The organism is Pseudomonas migulae (genome assembly GCF_043225285.1).
Classification (GTDB): Bacteria; Pseudomonadota; Gammaproteobacteria; order Pseudomonadales; family Pseudomonadaceae; genus Aquipseudomonas; species Aquipseudomonas migulae_C.
The window spans coordinates 4032937-4048043 of sequence record NZ_CP171224.1 but is presented as its reverse complement, the minus strand read 5'-3'; the positions used below and the strand labels follow the sequence as shown (position 1 = coordinate 4048043).

General features: G+C 59.6%; 13 protein-coding genes. 4 read left to right on the top strand and 9 right to left on the bottom strand.

From position 1 onward, the window contains the following. Positions 1–53 precede the first annotated feature (53 nt). The 8 genes from rseP to rpsB all read right to left on the bottom strand — a co-directional run bounded on the left by rseP (position 54) and on the right by rpsB (position 7524). On the bottom strand, positions 54–1406 hold the full coding sequence (gene rseP / locus ACF6ZU_RS18475) for a sigma E protease regulator RseP (RefSeq protein WP_392885779.1): 1353 nt from the start codon (positions 1404–1406) through the stop codon (positions 54–56). Positions 1407–1459: 53 nt separating this feature from the next. Next, on the bottom strand, positions 1460–2650 hold the full coding sequence (gene ispC, locus ACF6ZU_RS18470) for a 1-deoxy-D-xylulose-5-phosphate reductoisomerase (protein WP_392885777.1): 1191 nt from the start codon (positions 2648–2650) through the stop codon (positions 1460–1462). After that, positions 2647–3453 carry a phosphatidate cytidylyltransferase gene (locus ACF6ZU_RS18465; protein ID WP_392885775.1) on the bottom strand — a complete coding sequence of 269 codons (807 nt, stop codon included), beginning with the start codon at positions 3451–3453 and terminating at the stop codon, positions 2647–2649. The genes ispC and ACF6ZU_RS18465 overlap by 4 nt, the downstream gene beginning before the upstream one ends. Further along, positions 3453–4208 carry a polyprenyl diphosphate synthase gene (gene uppS / locus ACF6ZU_RS18460; protein WP_046816513.1) on the bottom strand — a complete coding sequence of 252 codons (756 nt, stop codon included), beginning with the start codon at positions 4206–4208 and terminating at the stop codon, positions 3453–3455. The genes ACF6ZU_RS18465 and uppS overlap by 1 nt, the downstream gene beginning before the upstream one ends. A gap of 13 nt (positions 4209–4221) precedes the next feature. After that, positions 4222–4779 (bottom strand): ribosome recycling factor, encoded by a 558-nt coding sequence (frr, locus tag ACF6ZU_RS18455; protein WP_007907979.1) that lies wholly within the window; start codon positions 4777–4779, stop codon positions 4222–4224. Continuing rightward, on the bottom strand, positions 4776–5519 hold the full coding sequence (gene pyrH, locus ACF6ZU_RS18450; RefSeq protein ID WP_003189161.1) for a UMP kinase: 744 nt from the start codon (positions 5517–5519) through the stop codon (positions 4776–4778). The genes frr and pyrH overlap by 4 nt, the downstream gene beginning before the upstream one ends. A 210-nt stretch (positions 5520–5729) precedes the next feature. Then, positions 5730–6593 (bottom strand): translation elongation factor Ts, encoded by an 864-nt coding sequence (gene tsf, locus ACF6ZU_RS18445; protein WP_008028965.1) that lies wholly within the window; start codon positions 6591–6593, stop codon positions 5730–5732. Between the two features lie 193 nt (positions 6594–6786). Continuing rightward, on the bottom strand, positions 6787–7524 hold the full coding sequence (gene rpsB / locus ACF6ZU_RS18440; protein WP_008028964.1) for a 30S ribosomal protein S2: 738 nt from the start codon (positions 7522–7524) through the stop codon (positions 6787–6789). A gap of 372 nt (positions 7525–7896) precedes the next feature. Between rpsB and map the strand changes: the two genes are divergently transcribed. The 3 genes from map to dapC all read left to right on the top strand — a co-directional run bounded on the left by map (position 7897) and on the right by dapC (position 12776). Then, positions 7897–8679, top strand: coding sequence for a type I methionyl aminopeptidase (gene map / locus ACF6ZU_RS18435; RefSeq protein ID WP_253437201.1), 783 nt, complete (start codon positions 7897–7899; stop codon positions 8677–8679). 39 nt (positions 8680–8718) lie between these two features. Beyond that, a complete protein-coding gene (locus ACF6ZU_RS18430; protein WP_392885766.1) occupies positions 8719–11421 on the top strand; it encodes a [protein-PII] uridylyltransferase in 2703 nt (900 codons plus the stop codon). A 155-nt stretch (positions 11422–11576) separates the two neighbouring features. Then, on the top strand, positions 11577–12776 hold the full coding sequence (dapC, locus tag ACF6ZU_RS18425; protein WP_392885765.1) for a succinyldiaminopimelate transaminase: 1200 nt from the start codon (positions 11577–11579) through the stop codon (positions 12774–12776). Between the two features lie 25 nt (positions 12777–12801). Here the strand turns inward: dapC and ACF6ZU_RS18420 are convergent, their stop codons facing one another. Continuing rightward, positions 12802–14433 (bottom strand): Na+/H+ antiporter, encoded by a 1632-nt coding sequence (locus ACF6ZU_RS18420; protein WP_392885763.1) that lies wholly within the window; start codon positions 14431–14433, stop codon positions 12802–12804. A gap of 352 nt (positions 14434–14785) precedes the next feature. Between ACF6ZU_RS18420 and ACF6ZU_RS18415 the strand changes: the two genes are divergently transcribed. Next, complete coding sequence (locus tag ACF6ZU_RS18415; RefSeq protein WP_242525544.1) at positions 14786–15094, top strand: arsenate reductase; 309 nt, start codon at positions 14786–14788, stop codon at positions 15092–15094. The last annotated feature ends 13 nt before the right edge of the window (positions 15095–15107 follow it).

Here is a 15107-nt window from a genome sequence, read left to right as displayed (position 1 = left end):
TGGCAATAAACAAACTGCCGCAAAATGCGGCAGATTCGCAATTCAGCGAAGTGTTACAGACGACCCAAATCATTGACCAAGGCAAGCAACATCACCCCGACCACCAAACTGATGCCGATCTGTATCCCCCAACCCTGCACCCGATCCGACAAGGGACGACCACGCGCCCACTCGATCAGATAAAACAACAAATGCCCCCCATCCAGTACAGGAATAGGCAACAAATTCAGAACTCCCAAGCTAATACTCAGATAAGCAAGGAAATTCAGGAAATCAGCGACGCCCGACTGGGCAGAAGCGCCCGCCACTTTAGCAATGGTTATCGGTCCACTCAAGTTTTTTACCGAGAGCTCGCCGAACAACATTTTCTTGAGCGAATCGAGGGTCAGTACGCTCATGGTCCAGGTGCGTCGCGCGCCCTCGCCAATCGCTGCCAATGGCCCGTAACTGACCTCGCGAATCATCTCCGGCGGCCAATCGATCGCCTTCACTCCGGCACCGAGATAACCACTGGGTGACTTTTTCTCGCCGCGAGCGGCCAGCGTCACAGGGACGTCGATTTGAGCACCATCGCGCTCGACGCGCAGCATGATTTTGGTATCCGGATGCATACGGACAACATCGACCACCTGTTGCCAATCATCCAGTGCCTTGCCATCCAGCGCCAACAAGCGGTCACCGGTTTTCAGCCCGGCAGCCTGCGCCGGACCTTTCGGATCAAGCTCGGCCAGAACTGGCGGCAATGCCGGACGCCACGGGCGAATACCCAGCGAGCGGATCGGGTCCGGCTCTTCAGCCCCCTTCAGCCATTTATCCAGCACCAGCTCACGCGTCGAATCCGCCGTGGAACCCTGCTCGCGCACCAGCACCTGAAGGGAACCACTTTCGCCGAGGCGACGAACCAGTTGAAGGTTCACTGCCCCCCAGCCCGAAGTCGGTTCGCCATCGATGGCGACAATTTCCTGCCCCGGGCTCAATCCGGCCTTGGCGGCGATACTGCCGGACTCGACCGCTCCGATAACCGGCCGCACCTGCTCGCTGCCAAGCATCGCGAGCACCCAGAAAAAAATCATCGCCAGTAAAAAGTTGGCAATCGGACCCGCCGAGACTATAGCTATGCGCTGGCGGACGGATTTGCGATTGAAAGACTGATCGAGCTGATCGGCAGGCACTTCGCCCTCGCGCTCGTCGAGCATCTTCACGTAGCCACCCAGCGGAATGGCGGCGACGACGAACTCGGTGCCTTGCTTGTCGTGCCAGCGCAACAACGGCATGCCGAAGCCCACGGAGAAACGCAGCACTTTGACCCCACAGCGACGCGCGACCCAGAAGTGGCCGAATTCGTGGAAGGTGACCAGCACGCCCAGGGCTACCAGGGTGCCGACAATCATATAGAGCGCGCTCATCTACTTTCTCCGCAATCCTATCCAGTGCTGCATGGGGCAACGTGTTGCAGCACTTACCGCCCGTGACGACTCAACCACTGCCCGGCCAGCTCTCGCGCTTTCGCGTCAGCGGTGAACACCGCCTCGAGATCATTCACCGCAACCACAGGCTCGAGACTCAACACTTCTTCGATAATACTCGCGATTTCCAGATAGCGAACCCGCCCGTCGAGAAAGGCCGCGACCGCCACTTCATTCGCCGCGTTCAGCATCGCTGGCGCGCTATTACCCGCCTCGGCGGCCTGACGCGCGAGGCGCAGGCACGGGAAACGCTCTTCATCGGGCGCCTGGAAATCCAGGCGCGCCACGGCGAACAGGTCCAGCGGCGCGACACCCGAATCGATACGCTCCGGCCAGGCCAGGGCGTTGGCGATCGGCGTGCGCATGTCCGGATTGCCCAACTGCGCCAATACCGAGCCGTCGACGTAGTCGACCAGCGAATGGATCACGCTTTGCGGATGAATCACCACTTCCACCTGGGATGGCTTGGCATCAAACAGCCAGCAGGCCTCGATCAGTTCGAGCCCCTTGTTCATCATGCTGGCCGAATCCACGGAGATCTTGCGCCCCATGGACCAGGTCGGATGCGCACAGGCCTGATCGGGGGAAACATCGGCCAGTTCGGCCAACGGCGTTTGTCGGAACGGACCGCCAGAGGCTGTCAGCAAAATCCGACGCACCCCCACCACTCCGAGCCCGCGGGAGAAGTCCTGCGGCATGCACTGGAAAATCGCGTTGTGCTCGCTGTCGATCGGCAGCAGCACCGAACCACTTTTGCGCACCGCTTGCATAAACAGCGCGCCAGACATCACCAGCGCTTCTTTATTGGCCAGGAGAATTTTCTTGCCGGTTTCCACCGCCGCCAGGGTAGGACGCAAGCCCGCCGCACCGACGATGGCTGCCATGACTGTATCGACTTCGGGGGCGGAAGCGACCTGGCACAGGCCCTCCTCCCCTACCAGCACGCGCGTCGACAGGCCGGCCGCACGCAGATCGTCCTGCAAGACCCGGGCAGCGCCCGGCTCAGGCACTACAGCGAACTGTGGCGCATGACGCACGCACAGCGCATGCAACTCGCTCAGGCGCGTGAAGCCGCTCAAGGCAAAAACCTGATAACGCTCGGGATGACGGGCAATGACGTCGAGCGTGCTCAGACCGATCGAACCGGTCGCCCCCAGAACGGTGATCTGTTGTGGGCGGCTCACGGTGCAGCCATCCACAGCAGCACAGCGAATACAGGGATCGCGGCCGTCAGGCTGTCGATGCGATCCAGCACGCCACCGTGGCCGGGCAGCAGGTTGCTGCTGTCCTTGATCCCGGACTGGCGCTTGAACATGCTTTCAGTGAGATCGCCGACCACCGAGATGAACACGATAATTGCCGCACCGATCAACCCTTTGAAAAGCTCGGCAACCGTCCAGTCGCGAACCAGGCTGACAATCACGGTGATCACCAGGCTGAGCGCAAGGCCGCCATACACGCCCTCCCAACTCTTGCCGGGACTGACCTGCGGTGCAAGTTTGCGCTTTCCGAATGCCCGACCGGAAAAGTAGGCACCGATGTCGGCCCCCCAGACCAGCACCATCACCGCCAGGATGAGCAAGTTGCCCAAGGGGTAATGCTTGATCTCAACCAGACCTTGCCAAGCCGGCAACAGGACCAGCAGACCGATCACCAGTTTGGTCGCGGCACTCGACCAGCGCTCGCTGGAACGGGGATAAGTCAGCACCAGGTACGTCGCCACACCCCACCACAGCACCGAAGCGCCCAATACCCAAGGCGCAAGCCCCGGCAGGATGTACATGACAAACAACATCAATGCGACCACAGCCGCGTAGGCGACGCGAATCGGTTGAGCCTCGAAACCTGCCAGACGCGCCCATTCCCAGGCGCCGAGGGTCACGACCAATCCGATGAACAGCGCGAAACCGAAACCTTCGAGCAGGAAAAACCCGCACAAGGCGATCGGCAGCAGGATCAACGCAGTGATGATTCGTTGTTTAAGCATTAAACCCGGGCTCCAGCCTCGACCTGCTCGCTCGTTTTACCGAAGCGGCGCTGGCGAGAAGCGAAATCGGCCAGCGCATTACGCATGGCATCGTGTTTGAAGTCCGGCCAGAACAGGTCGGAGAAGTACAACTCGGCGTAAGCCAGTTGCCACAGCAGGAAGTTACTGATGCGGTGTTCGCCACCGGTACGAATGCACAAGTCCGGCAACGGCAGGTCGCCGGTGGCCAGACAGGTTTGCAACAGCTCAGGGGTGATGTCTTCCGGACGCAGATGCCCGGCCTGGACTTCCCGCGCCAGACGTTGCGCGGCTTGCGCGATATCCCACTGACCGCCGTAGTTGGCGGCGATCTGCAGGACAAAGCGGTTGGCGCCCGCCGTCATGGCTTCGGCTTCGCGCATGGCGGCCTGAAGTTCTGGATGAAAGCGTGAACGGTCGCCAATGATGCGCAGGCTGATGTTGTTGTCGTTCAGGCGCTTGGCCTCGCGACGCAGCGCCTTGAAGAACAGGTCCATCAAGGCACTCACTTCATCGGCCGGGCGCTGCCAGTTCTCGCTGGAGAAGGCAAACAAGGTCAATACCTCGACCTTGGCCTCGGCACACACCTCAATTACTGCACGAACCGCATCCACGCCCGCCTTATGCCCGGCGACACCCGGCATAAAGCGTTTTTTCGCCCAGCGATTGTTGCCATCCATGATGATCGCGACATGGCGCGGCACCGCGGACGGCGCAACCTGCTTGGTCTTTTCCATGAAAACGCGACCCTTATACGGCCATCAGGTCTTTTTCTTTCTGCGCCAGATTCGCGTCGATTTCAGCCACGTACTTTTTGGTCAGATCATCGATCTCGCCAGTGGCGCGACGCTCTTCGTCTTCGCTGATTTCCTTTTCCTTGACCAGATCCTTCAGCTGGCTGTTCGCGTCACGACGGATGTTGCGCACGGCAACACGGGCATCTTCCGCGACATCGCGAGCCTGCTTGGTGAAGCCCTTGCGGGTTTCTTCGGTCAGGGCCGGCATGGAGATCAGCAGCAACTCACCCAGGTTGGTCGGGTTGAGGTTCAGACCAGCACTGCCGATGGCCTTGTCGACGGCACCCAGCATGTTGCGCTCGAAGGCAACCACTTGCAGGGTACGGGCGTCTTTGACGGTGATGTTGGCAACCTGCTTGATCGGGGTGTCGGAACCGTAGTACGGCACCATCACGCCTTCCAGAATGCTCGGGTGCGCCTGGCCGGTACGAATACGGCCGAAGTTGTGCGCCAGGGATTCGACGGATTTCTTCATGCGCTCTTGAGCGTCTTTCTTGATTTCGTTGATCATTGTTGGCCTTCCTCGATCAGGGTTCCTTCAGCGCCGCCATGCACGATATTCAGCAGGGCGCCGGGCTTGTTCATGTTAAATACGCGCAGCGGCATCTTGTGGTCGCGGCACAGGCAAATGGCCGTCAGATCCATCACACCCAGCTTGCGATCCAGTACTTCATCGTAGGTCAGATGATCGAACTTCTCGGCATGCGGGTCCTTGAATGGATCGGCGGTGTAGACGCCATCGACCTTGGTCGCTTTCAGCACGACGTCGGCGTCGATTTCGATCGCACGCAGGCAGGCTGCCGAATCCGTGGTGAAGAACGGATTGCCGGTACCGGCCGCGAAGATCACGACTTCCTTGGAGTTCAGGTGACGCATGGCTTTGCGACGGTCGTAGTGATCAGTCACGCCAACCATGGAAATGGCCGACATCACGATCGCCGAGATATTGGCACGTTCCAGCGCATCGCGCATGGCCAGGGCGTTCATCACAGTGGCCAGCATGCCCATGTGGTCGCCTGTGACCCGATCCATGCCGGCCGCGCTCAGCGCTGCACCGCGGAACAGGTTGCCGCCGCCGATCACCAGACCGACCTGGACACCGATACCGACCAGCTGGCCGACTTCCAGCGCCATGCGATCCAGAACTTTCGGATCGATCCCGAACTCTTCCGAGCCCATCAGGGCCTCGCCGCTAAGCTTGAGTAGAATGCGTTTATAGCGAGCCTGATAACCACTGCCCTGCTGAGCCATTGCGAATCTCTCCTGCGGCGTATTTTAAAAATTCTTTGCGAGCTGTTTACAGCTGGCGTTCACTCTAGCTTGGCGCTGCTTCAGCGCCATCGGAACATGGCTTTGTAAGCCAGTTCCAATAGGAAACCAATTAAAAATTGGTGCCCCATCTGAAAAGAGGCTGCGCGCGTAAGCGGGCAGCCTCTTCAGGGCGACAGTTAAAAAACTGTCTTATTGCTTGGCGGCAGCCAGCTGGGCAGCAACTTCTTCAGCGAAGTTGTCGACCGGCTTCTCGATGCCTTCGCCTACTTTGAAGTAGGTGAAGGAAACGATTTCAGCACCGGCTTTCTTGGCCAGTTCGCCAACCTTGATTTCAGGGTTCTTGACGAACGCCTGCTCAACCAGGCTTGCTTCAGCCAGGAACTTGCTGATACGGCCTTTGACCATGTTCTCAACAATGTTTTCTGGCTTGCCTTTGATTTTTTCTTCGTTCAGCTGCAGGAACACAGCTTTCTCGCGCTCGATCGCTTCAGCCGAAACTTCCGATGGCAGCAGGAACTCCGGGTTGCTCGCCGCTACGTGCATGGCGATGTCTTTGGCCAGCTCAACGTCGCCGCCTTTCAGAACAACCGCAACACCGATTTTGTTGCCGTGCAGGTAGCCACCAACAACATCACCTTCAACGCGAACCAGGCGACGGATGTTGACGTTTTCGCCAACCTTGCCGACCAGAACCAGGCGAGCAGCTTCTTGAGCTTCGATCAGAGGAGCGACGTCAGTCAGCTTGTCGGCAAACGCTTTTTCAACGCTTGCAGCAACAAATGCCTTGAAGTCGTCCTGCAGAGCCAGGAAGTCGGTCTGCGAGTTCACTTCCAGCAGAACGGCGGATTTACCGTCTTCTTTCAGAGCGATGGCGCCTTCAGCAGCTACGTTGCCTGCTTTTTTGGCAGCCTTGATGGCGCCCGAAGCGCGCATGTCATCAATGGCTTTTTCGATGTCGCCGCCAGCCTTGGTCAAGGCCTTTTTGCAGTCCATCATGCCTTCGCCAGTACGCTCGCGCAGTTCTTTGACCAACGCTGCAGTAATCTCTGCCATTTCAAAATTCCTCTTGGATAGGTTTTCAACCATTCCACCCGATCGAACGGGCGTTCAATTCTTCCCGAACCACCCTTGTTAGCAGCTGCAAGTTACAAATGCTGTAGATGCGCCACCGGACAAATGGTTTTCGAGGTGGCAAAAAGGGGGCCAAGCCCCCTTTTTGCTTACTGAGTCAACGCCAAGGCGTCAATTACTCAGCTGCAGCTGCCGGAGCTTCTTCGACGAACTGCTCGGTGCCACCAGCAACGTGGTTGCGACCGCGGATTACAGCGTCAGCCATCGAACCCATGTACAGCTGGATAGCGCGGATTGCGTCATCGTTGCCTGGGATGATGTAGTCAACGCCTTCCGGGCTGCTGTTGGTATCGACTACGCCGATAACCGGGATGCCCAGCTTGTTGGCTTCGGTGATCGCGATGCGCTCGTGATCAACGTCGATAACGAACAGAGCGTCTGGCAGACCGCCCATGTCCTTGATACCACCCAGGGAACGATCCAGCTTTTCCAGGTCACGGGAGCGCATCAGCGCTTCTTTCTTGGTCAGCTTGGCGAAAGTACCGTCTTCGGCTTGAACTTCAAGGTCACGCAGACGCTTGATGGAAGCACGGATGGTTTTGAAGTTGGTCAGCATGCCGCCCAACCAGCGGTGATCGACGTACGGCGAACCGCAACGTGCTGCTTCTTCAGCAACGATCTTGCCAGCGGAACGCTTGGTGCCGACGAACAGAATCTTGTTTTTGCCCTGGGCCAGACGCTCTACGAAAGTCAGAGCTTCGTTGAACATTGGCAGGGTTTTTTCAAGGTTGATGATGTGGATCTTGTTACGCGCGCCGAAAATGTATTTACCCATTTTCGGGTTCCAGTAACGGGTCTGGTGACCGAAGTGCACACCGGCCTTCAGCATATCGCGCATGTTGACTTGGGACATGATAGTTCCTTAATAAGTCGGGTTTGGCCTCCACGTATCCCAATGACCAACCAGCAGCATCAGCTGAAGGCACCCAGGTCATCGTGTCGACACGTGTGTGGATTTAAGCCTTTCGGGGTATCCCCGGAAAGCGGCGCATTTTATATCACAGGGCTCGCAAAAACGGAACCCGGATTCTCGATTCCTGACGCGCGCCTTGTTCTGCGCCCTTGGAATCCCTCAAGAATGCGCCTATCTATAGAGAGAAGCGATGCACAGAGGCTCAGATTTGCGCTGATCGTCTGTTAGAATCGCGTTTTTCAGGGCGGCGAACATCGATCGCACATGCCCATTCCGTGTTAGCAAGCGCCATCGAGCGCAGAGAGAGCCTGTATGACCGTCACCCTCAAAACCCCGGAGGACATCGCAAAAATGCGTGTCGCCGGCAAACTGGCCGCCGATGTGCTGGAAATGATTGCTGAACACGTCAAGCCAGGCATCACCACCGAAGAGCTGGACCGCATCTGCCACGACTACATCGTCAACGTGCAGCAGGCCATCCCTGCCCCGCTCAACTACAAAGGCTACCCGAAGTCGATCTGCACCTCGATCAACCACGTGGTCTGCCACGGCATCCCGAACGAGAAGCCGTTGAAGGATGGCGACACGCTGAACATCGACGTTACCGTAATCAAGGATGGCTACCACGGCGACACCAGCCGCATGTTCCACGTCGGCACCGTGCCGGTCTGGGCCGAGCGCCTGTCGCAAGTGACCCAGGAATGCATGTACAAAGCCATCGAGATCGTTAAACCCGGCTGCCGCCTGGGCGATATCGGTGAAGTGATCCAGAAGCACGCCGAAAAGAACGGCTTCTCGGTGGTTCGCGAGTTCTGTGGCCACGGCATCGGCAAAGTGTTCCACGAAGAGCCGCAAATCCTGCACTACGGCCGTGCCGGCACTGGCATGGAACTGAAAGCGGGCATGACCTTCACCATCGAGCCGATGATCAACCAGGGCAAGGCCGACACCAAGGTATTGGGCGACGGCTGGACCGCGATCACCAAGGACCGCAAGTTGTCGGCCCAGTGGGAGCACACCCTGGTGGTGACCGAAACCGGTTACGAGATCTTCACCTTGCGCAGCGACGACACCATCCCGCGCGTTTCGGCCTGACCGCACCGCTCCCAGCCTTATAGAAAGGAAAGCCAATCGATGCCGCAGGTGGATCCAGAACTCTTCGACCGTGGCCAGTTCCAGGCTGAGCTGGCCCTGAAGGCCAGCCCGATCGCGGCTTTCAAGAAGGCAATCCGCCAGGCCCGCGAGGTGCTCGACGAGCGCTTTCGCAGCGGCCGGGAGATTCGCCGGCTGATCGAGGATCGCGCCTGGTTCGTCGATAACATCCTGCAAAAGGCCTGGGAGCAGTTCAACTGGAGCGAAGATGCCGACATCGCGCTGGTCGCGGTCGGCGGCTACGGTCGCGGCGAGTTGCACCCCTATTCCGATATCGACCTGCTGATCCTGCTGGACAGCGCCGACCACGAAGTTTTCCGTGATTCCATCGAACGTTTTCTGACGTTGCTGTGGGACATCGGCCTGGAAGTCGGTCAGAGCGTTCGCTCGGTCGAGGAATGTGCCGTAGAAGCCCGCGCCGACCTGACGGTTGTCACCAACCTGATGGAAAGCCGCACCATCTGCGGCCCCGAGCGTTTGCGCCAGCGCATGCTCGACGTCACCAGCACTGCGCACATGTGGCCGAGCAAGGAGTTCTTCCTCGCCAAGCGCGCGGAGCAAAAGGCCCGTCATCACAAGTACAACGACACCGAATACAACCTGGAACCCAACGTCAAAGGCTCGCCCGGCGGACTACGGGATATTCAGACCATTCTGTGGGTGGCGCGTCGCGAATACGGCACTCTGAACCTGCGGGCACTGGCCGGGGAAGGTTTCCTGGTCGAGAGCGAAAACGCCTTGCTGGCCTCCTCCCAGGAGTTCCTGTGGAAGGTCCGTTATGCACTGCACATGCTCGCCGGCCGCTCCGAAGACCGCTTGCTGTTCGACCACCAGCGCTCGATTGCCGGCCTGCTGGGTTTCAAGGGTGACGACGCCAAGCAAGCCATCGAAAACTTCATGCAGCAGTATTACCGGGTGGTCATGAGCATCGCCCAGCTCAGCGACCTGATCATCCAGCACTTCGAGGAAGTCATCCTCGCACCGGAAGATGAGGCGCCGCCGCAACCGATCAACTCGCGGTTCCAACTGCACGACGGCTACATCGAAGCACGCAACGACAACGTGTTCCGCCGCACGCCGTTCGCCATGCTCGAGATTTTCGTGCTGATGGCCCAGCAGCCGGAAATCAAAGGCGTGCGCGCCGACACCATTCGTCTGCTGCGGGAAAACCGCCATCTGATCGACGACGATTTCCGCAACGACATCCGCAATACCAGCCTGTTTATCGAACTGTTCAAATGCAAGATCGGCATCCACCGCAACCTGCGGCGGATGAACCGTTACGGCATCCTCGGGCGTTATCTGCCGGAGTTCGGCTTCATTGTCGGGCAGATGCAGCACGACCTGTTCCACATCTATACGGTCGATGCGCATACGCTGAACCTGATCAAGCACCTGCGTAAGTTGCAGTACACGCAAGTGTCGGAAAAATTCCCGCTCGCAAGCAAGCTCATGGGCAAGTTGCCCAAGCCGGAGCTGATCTACCTTGCAGGCCTGTACCACGACATCGGCAAGGGCCGGCATGGCGACCACTCGGAAATCGGCGCGGTGGATGCCGAGGCGTTCTGCCAGCGCCACCAGTTGCCCGTGTGGGACAGCCGCCTGATCGTGTGGCTGGTGCAGAACCACCTGGTGATGTCGACCACTGCTCAGCGCAAGGACCTGTCCGACCCGCAGGTGATCCACGATTTCGCGCAGATCGTCGGTGACGAAACCCGCCTGGATTACCTGTACGTGCTGACCGTCGCCGACATCAACGCCACCAACCCGACGCTTTGGAACTCCTGGCGCGCCAGCCTGTTGCGCCAGCTCTACACCGAGACCAAGCGCGCACTGCGCCGTGGCCTGGAAAACCCGGTGGATCGCGAAATGCAGATCCGCCAGACCCAGAGCGCCGCCCTCGACATCCTGGTACGCGGCGGCACCGACCCCGACGACGTCGAGCAGCTGTGGTCGCAATTGGGCGATGACTATTTCCTGCGTCACACCGCCGGCGACGTGGCCTGGCACACCGACGCGATCCTGCAGCAGCCGGCCGACGGCGGCCCGCTGGTGCTGATCAAGGAAACCACCCAGCGCGAGTTCGAGGGCGGTACGCAGATCTTCATTTATGCACCGGACCAGCACGACTTCTTCGCTGTGACGGTGGCGGCGATGGACCAGTTGAACCTGAACATTCACGACGCGCGGGTCATCACCTCCAGCAGCCAGTTCACCCTCGACACCTATATCGTGCTCGATACCGACGGCGATTCGATCGGTGATAACCCGGCCCGGGTCAAACAGATCCGCGAAGGCCTGACCGAAGCCCTGCGCAACCCGGACGATTACCCGACGATCATCCAGCGGCGGGTACCGCGCCAGCTCAAGCATTTCGCGTTTGCGCCACAGGTGACGATCCACAACGATGCCCAGCGCCCGGTCACGGTACTGGAGCTCAGCGCCCCGGATCGCCCGGGCTTGCTGGCGCGGATCGGCACGATTTTCCTGGAGTTCGACCTGTCACTGCAAAACGCCAAGATTGCGACCCTCGGCGAACGGGTGGAAGACGTGTTCTTCATTACCGACGCCAACAACCAGCCGTTGTCCGACCCGCTGCTGTGCAGCCGCTTGCAGGATGCGATCGTCGAACAGCTGAGCGTGAGCCAGGAACCGGATATCAAACTGTCGCGAATCAGTATCTGACCCAACAAATTTCCCCCTGTGGAGACCCGCTCTTTGTAGGAGCCGGCTTGCTGGCGATGGCATCACTCCAGCGCACCTGACACACCGAGGTGATGCTATCGCCAGCAAGCCGGCTCCTACAGAGTGCAGGTCTGCACATTGAACGAGATCGACCGATGAACAACGCGTTGTCCCAGTTGCAGCCCTACCCGTTCGAGAAGCTCCGCGCCCTGCTCGGCAGCGTCATGCCAAACCCGGACAAGCGCCCGATCGCCTTGTCCATCGGTGAACCGAAGCACCGCTCGCCGGACTTTGTCGCCGAAGCCCTGGCCAGCAATCTGGACAAGATGGCTGTTTATCCGACGACCCTGGGTATTCCGGCCCTGCGTGAAGCCATTGCCGCCTGGTGCGAGCGTCGTTTCAACGTGCCGACCGGCTGGCTCGACCCGGCGCGTAACGTGCTGCCGGTCAATGGCACCCGCGAGGCGCTGTTCGCGTTCACCCAGACCGTGGTCAACCGTGGCGACGATGCGCTGGTGGTCAGCCCGAACCCGTTCTATCAGATCTATGAAGGTGCAGCGTTCCTCGCCGGCGCCAAGCCGCATTACCTGCCGTGCCTGGACGAGAACGGCTTCAACCCGGATTTCGATGCCGTGTCGCCGGACATCTGGAAACGCTGCCAGATCCTGTTCCTGTGCTCGCCGGGCAATCCGACAGGCGCCTTGATCCCGGTTGAAACCCTGAAAAAGCTGATCGCCCTCGCCGACGAATACGACTTCGTGATCGCCGCCGACGAGTGCTACAGCGAACTGTACTTCGACGAACAAACCCCGCCGGCCGGCCTGCTCAGCGCCTGCGTGGAACTGGGCCGCAAGGACTTCAAACGTTGCGTGGTGTTCCACAGCCTGTCCAAGCGCTCCAACCTGCCGGGTTTGCGTTCGGGTTTTGTCGCCGGTGATGCCGACATTCTCAAAGGCTTTTTGCTGTACCGCACCTACCACGGCTGCGCGATGCCGGTTCAGACCCAATTGGCCAGCGTGGCCGCGTGGAATGACGAAGCGCACGTGCGGGCCAACCGTGACCTGTACCGCGAGAAATATGATGCCGTGCTGGCCATTCTCAGCCCGGTGATGGACGTACAGCGCCCGGATGGCGGTTTCTACTTGTGGCCGAATGTTGACGGCGATGACGAGGCATTCTGCCGTGACTTGTTCGTCGAGGAGCATGTAACGGTGGTACCGGGCTCTTACCTGTCCCGTGACGTCGATAGCTTCAATCCTGGCGCGGGCCGTGTACGCCTGGCGCTGGTTGCACCCCTGGCTGAATGTGTCGAAGCCGCTGAACGCATCCGCGCCTTCATTCAACGCCGCAAGTGATTTAACCCTAACCCTGTGGGAGCTGTTATTTCACCTGACCGAGGTTGGCTTCGCTCAGGTCCAGCTCCCCCAGCACCTCCCGCAACACGTCATCACCGATCTGGTGATGACGGCTGAGCTTGTACAACTCCAGCCGCTGCGCCCGCAGCGCCTTCAAGCGCAGACGCCGCTCCAGCAAATCCATCTGGAACGCCAATGCCTGGGCTTCCGCCGAATCGTTGAACACCTCCAGTTGATGCCGATACTCGGACATGATCCGCGCCTTCAGTTCAACCGCCAGCGCAGCCTGGGCCGCGTCCTGCGGGTTGACCTCTTCGACTTCCAGGGCATGAATCGCCGCCTCGGCGGTTTTGCGCCAAGCGTCGCGCACCTCGCTGCGGCGTTTGTCGTCAGGACTCTTTTCAATACCGCGCAACAACAGCGGCAAGGCGATACACGCAGACACCAGCGACAGCAGAATCACCCCCGCCGCGATGAAAATCAGCAAGTCCCGCTCGGGAAAGGCATCGGCCCCCATCAGCAGCGGCACCGACAAGATACCCGCCAGCGTCACCGCCCCGCGCACGCCGCCGACCGTCAGCAACCAGCACGAACGCGCGGTCGGCACCTGAGTCATTTCGCCTTTGCCACGCAAACGACGCAGCAGCACCGACACCCGCCAGGTGCTCTGCACCCAGATGAACCGCAACACCAGCAGCACAAGGAAGATCGCCACCACGTCAAAGCAGCGATACAGCAGCGTCGGCCACAAGGACGTTTCATGGCTGGCCACGGCTTTGATGATGTCCGGCAGTTGCAGGCCCAACAGCAGGAAGATCAGGCCGTTGAACGCGAACTCGAGCAATGCCCAGACACTGCGGTTAAGCAGTCTCGTGCTGGTCTGGCGCGGCAGCAGGTCGAGCCAGCTTTGCATCATGCCGGCCGCGACTGCCGACAAAATGCCCGAAGCGCCGAGACGTTCCGCCAGCACGTACGCCGCAAACGGCAGCAACAACATGAACACCACGTGCGTCGCCGGATCATCCCAGCCGCGCGCCACCATCCACGAGCGCAGGCGCCCGACCAGCCAGCTCAGCGCCACCCCGACGGCGAGGCCGCCGACCGCCACCAGAACGAACGTCACACTGGCGTTGGCCAGCGAAAACGCCCCCGTCACAGCGGCCGCCAGGGCAAACTTGAAGGTCACCAGGCCCGAGGCGTCATTCATCAGCGCCTCGCCCTGCAGCATGTGCATCAACGGTGTCGGCAAGCGGTTCTGGGAAATCGCCGACACAGCCACCGCGTCCGTCGGCGACAACACGGCCGCCAGGGCGAACGCCACCGGCAGTGGAATGCCCGGCAACAACCAATGAATGAAATAGCCGGCGCCGACCACGGTGAACAACACCAGCCCGACCGCCAGCGTCAGGATCGGCCCGCGCAGCCGCCAGAATTCACGCTTGGGCATGCGCCAGCCGTCGGAGAACAGCAGCGGCGGCAGGAACAGAAACAGAAACAATTCGGGGTCCAGCGCCACATGCAGACCCAGGGTCGGCCAGGCCAGCAAGGCACCGGCGGCGATTTGCACCAGCGGCAACGGTAGCGGGATCACGCGTCCAACCAGTCGCGAAAAGCTGACCAGCATCAACAGGATCAGGACGGTGTAGGCGGTTTGCATAAAGAGCGGTTCCCGGACTATCGGCAGCTTTGAAGTGCCATATTAGCCGCTTAGACTGGTCTCTGACCTTTGCACCAATGTCGCACGCAAGAACGCCACATTACCTGTAGGAGCGAGCTTGCTCGCGATGAACTCAAAAACGCTGCGGAGAATCAGGCTTGTAGCGTTACCGTTGACGACCATCGCGAGCAGGCTCGCTCCTACAGAATGACAAAACAATCAGGGCCGACGCGAAACCGTCCGGTCATGGCATAATCCTTCACCTTTTTTTTCCAGCACCTGTAAAGGGGGCAATTCCTTGACCGTTTCAAGCAAAACGTTGCACCTTTTCGGCATCAAAGCCTGCGACACCATGAAAAAGGCGCGCACCTGGCTCGATGAACACGCTGTCAGCTACGACTTCCATGATTACAAAACGGCCGGAATCGACCGTGAACACCTGAGCCAATGGTGCGACGAGCACGGCTGGCAAGTGGTGTTGAACCGTGCAGGCACGACCTTTCGCAAGCTCGACGACGAACGCAAAGCCGATCTCGACCAGTCGAAAGCCATCGAACTGATGCTCGCACAACCCTCGATGATCAAGCGCCCGGTGCTCGATCTCGGTGACCGAACCCTGATTGGCTTCAAGCCAGATATCTACGCGGCAGCGCTCAAGTAAGCCCGCCCGTTCA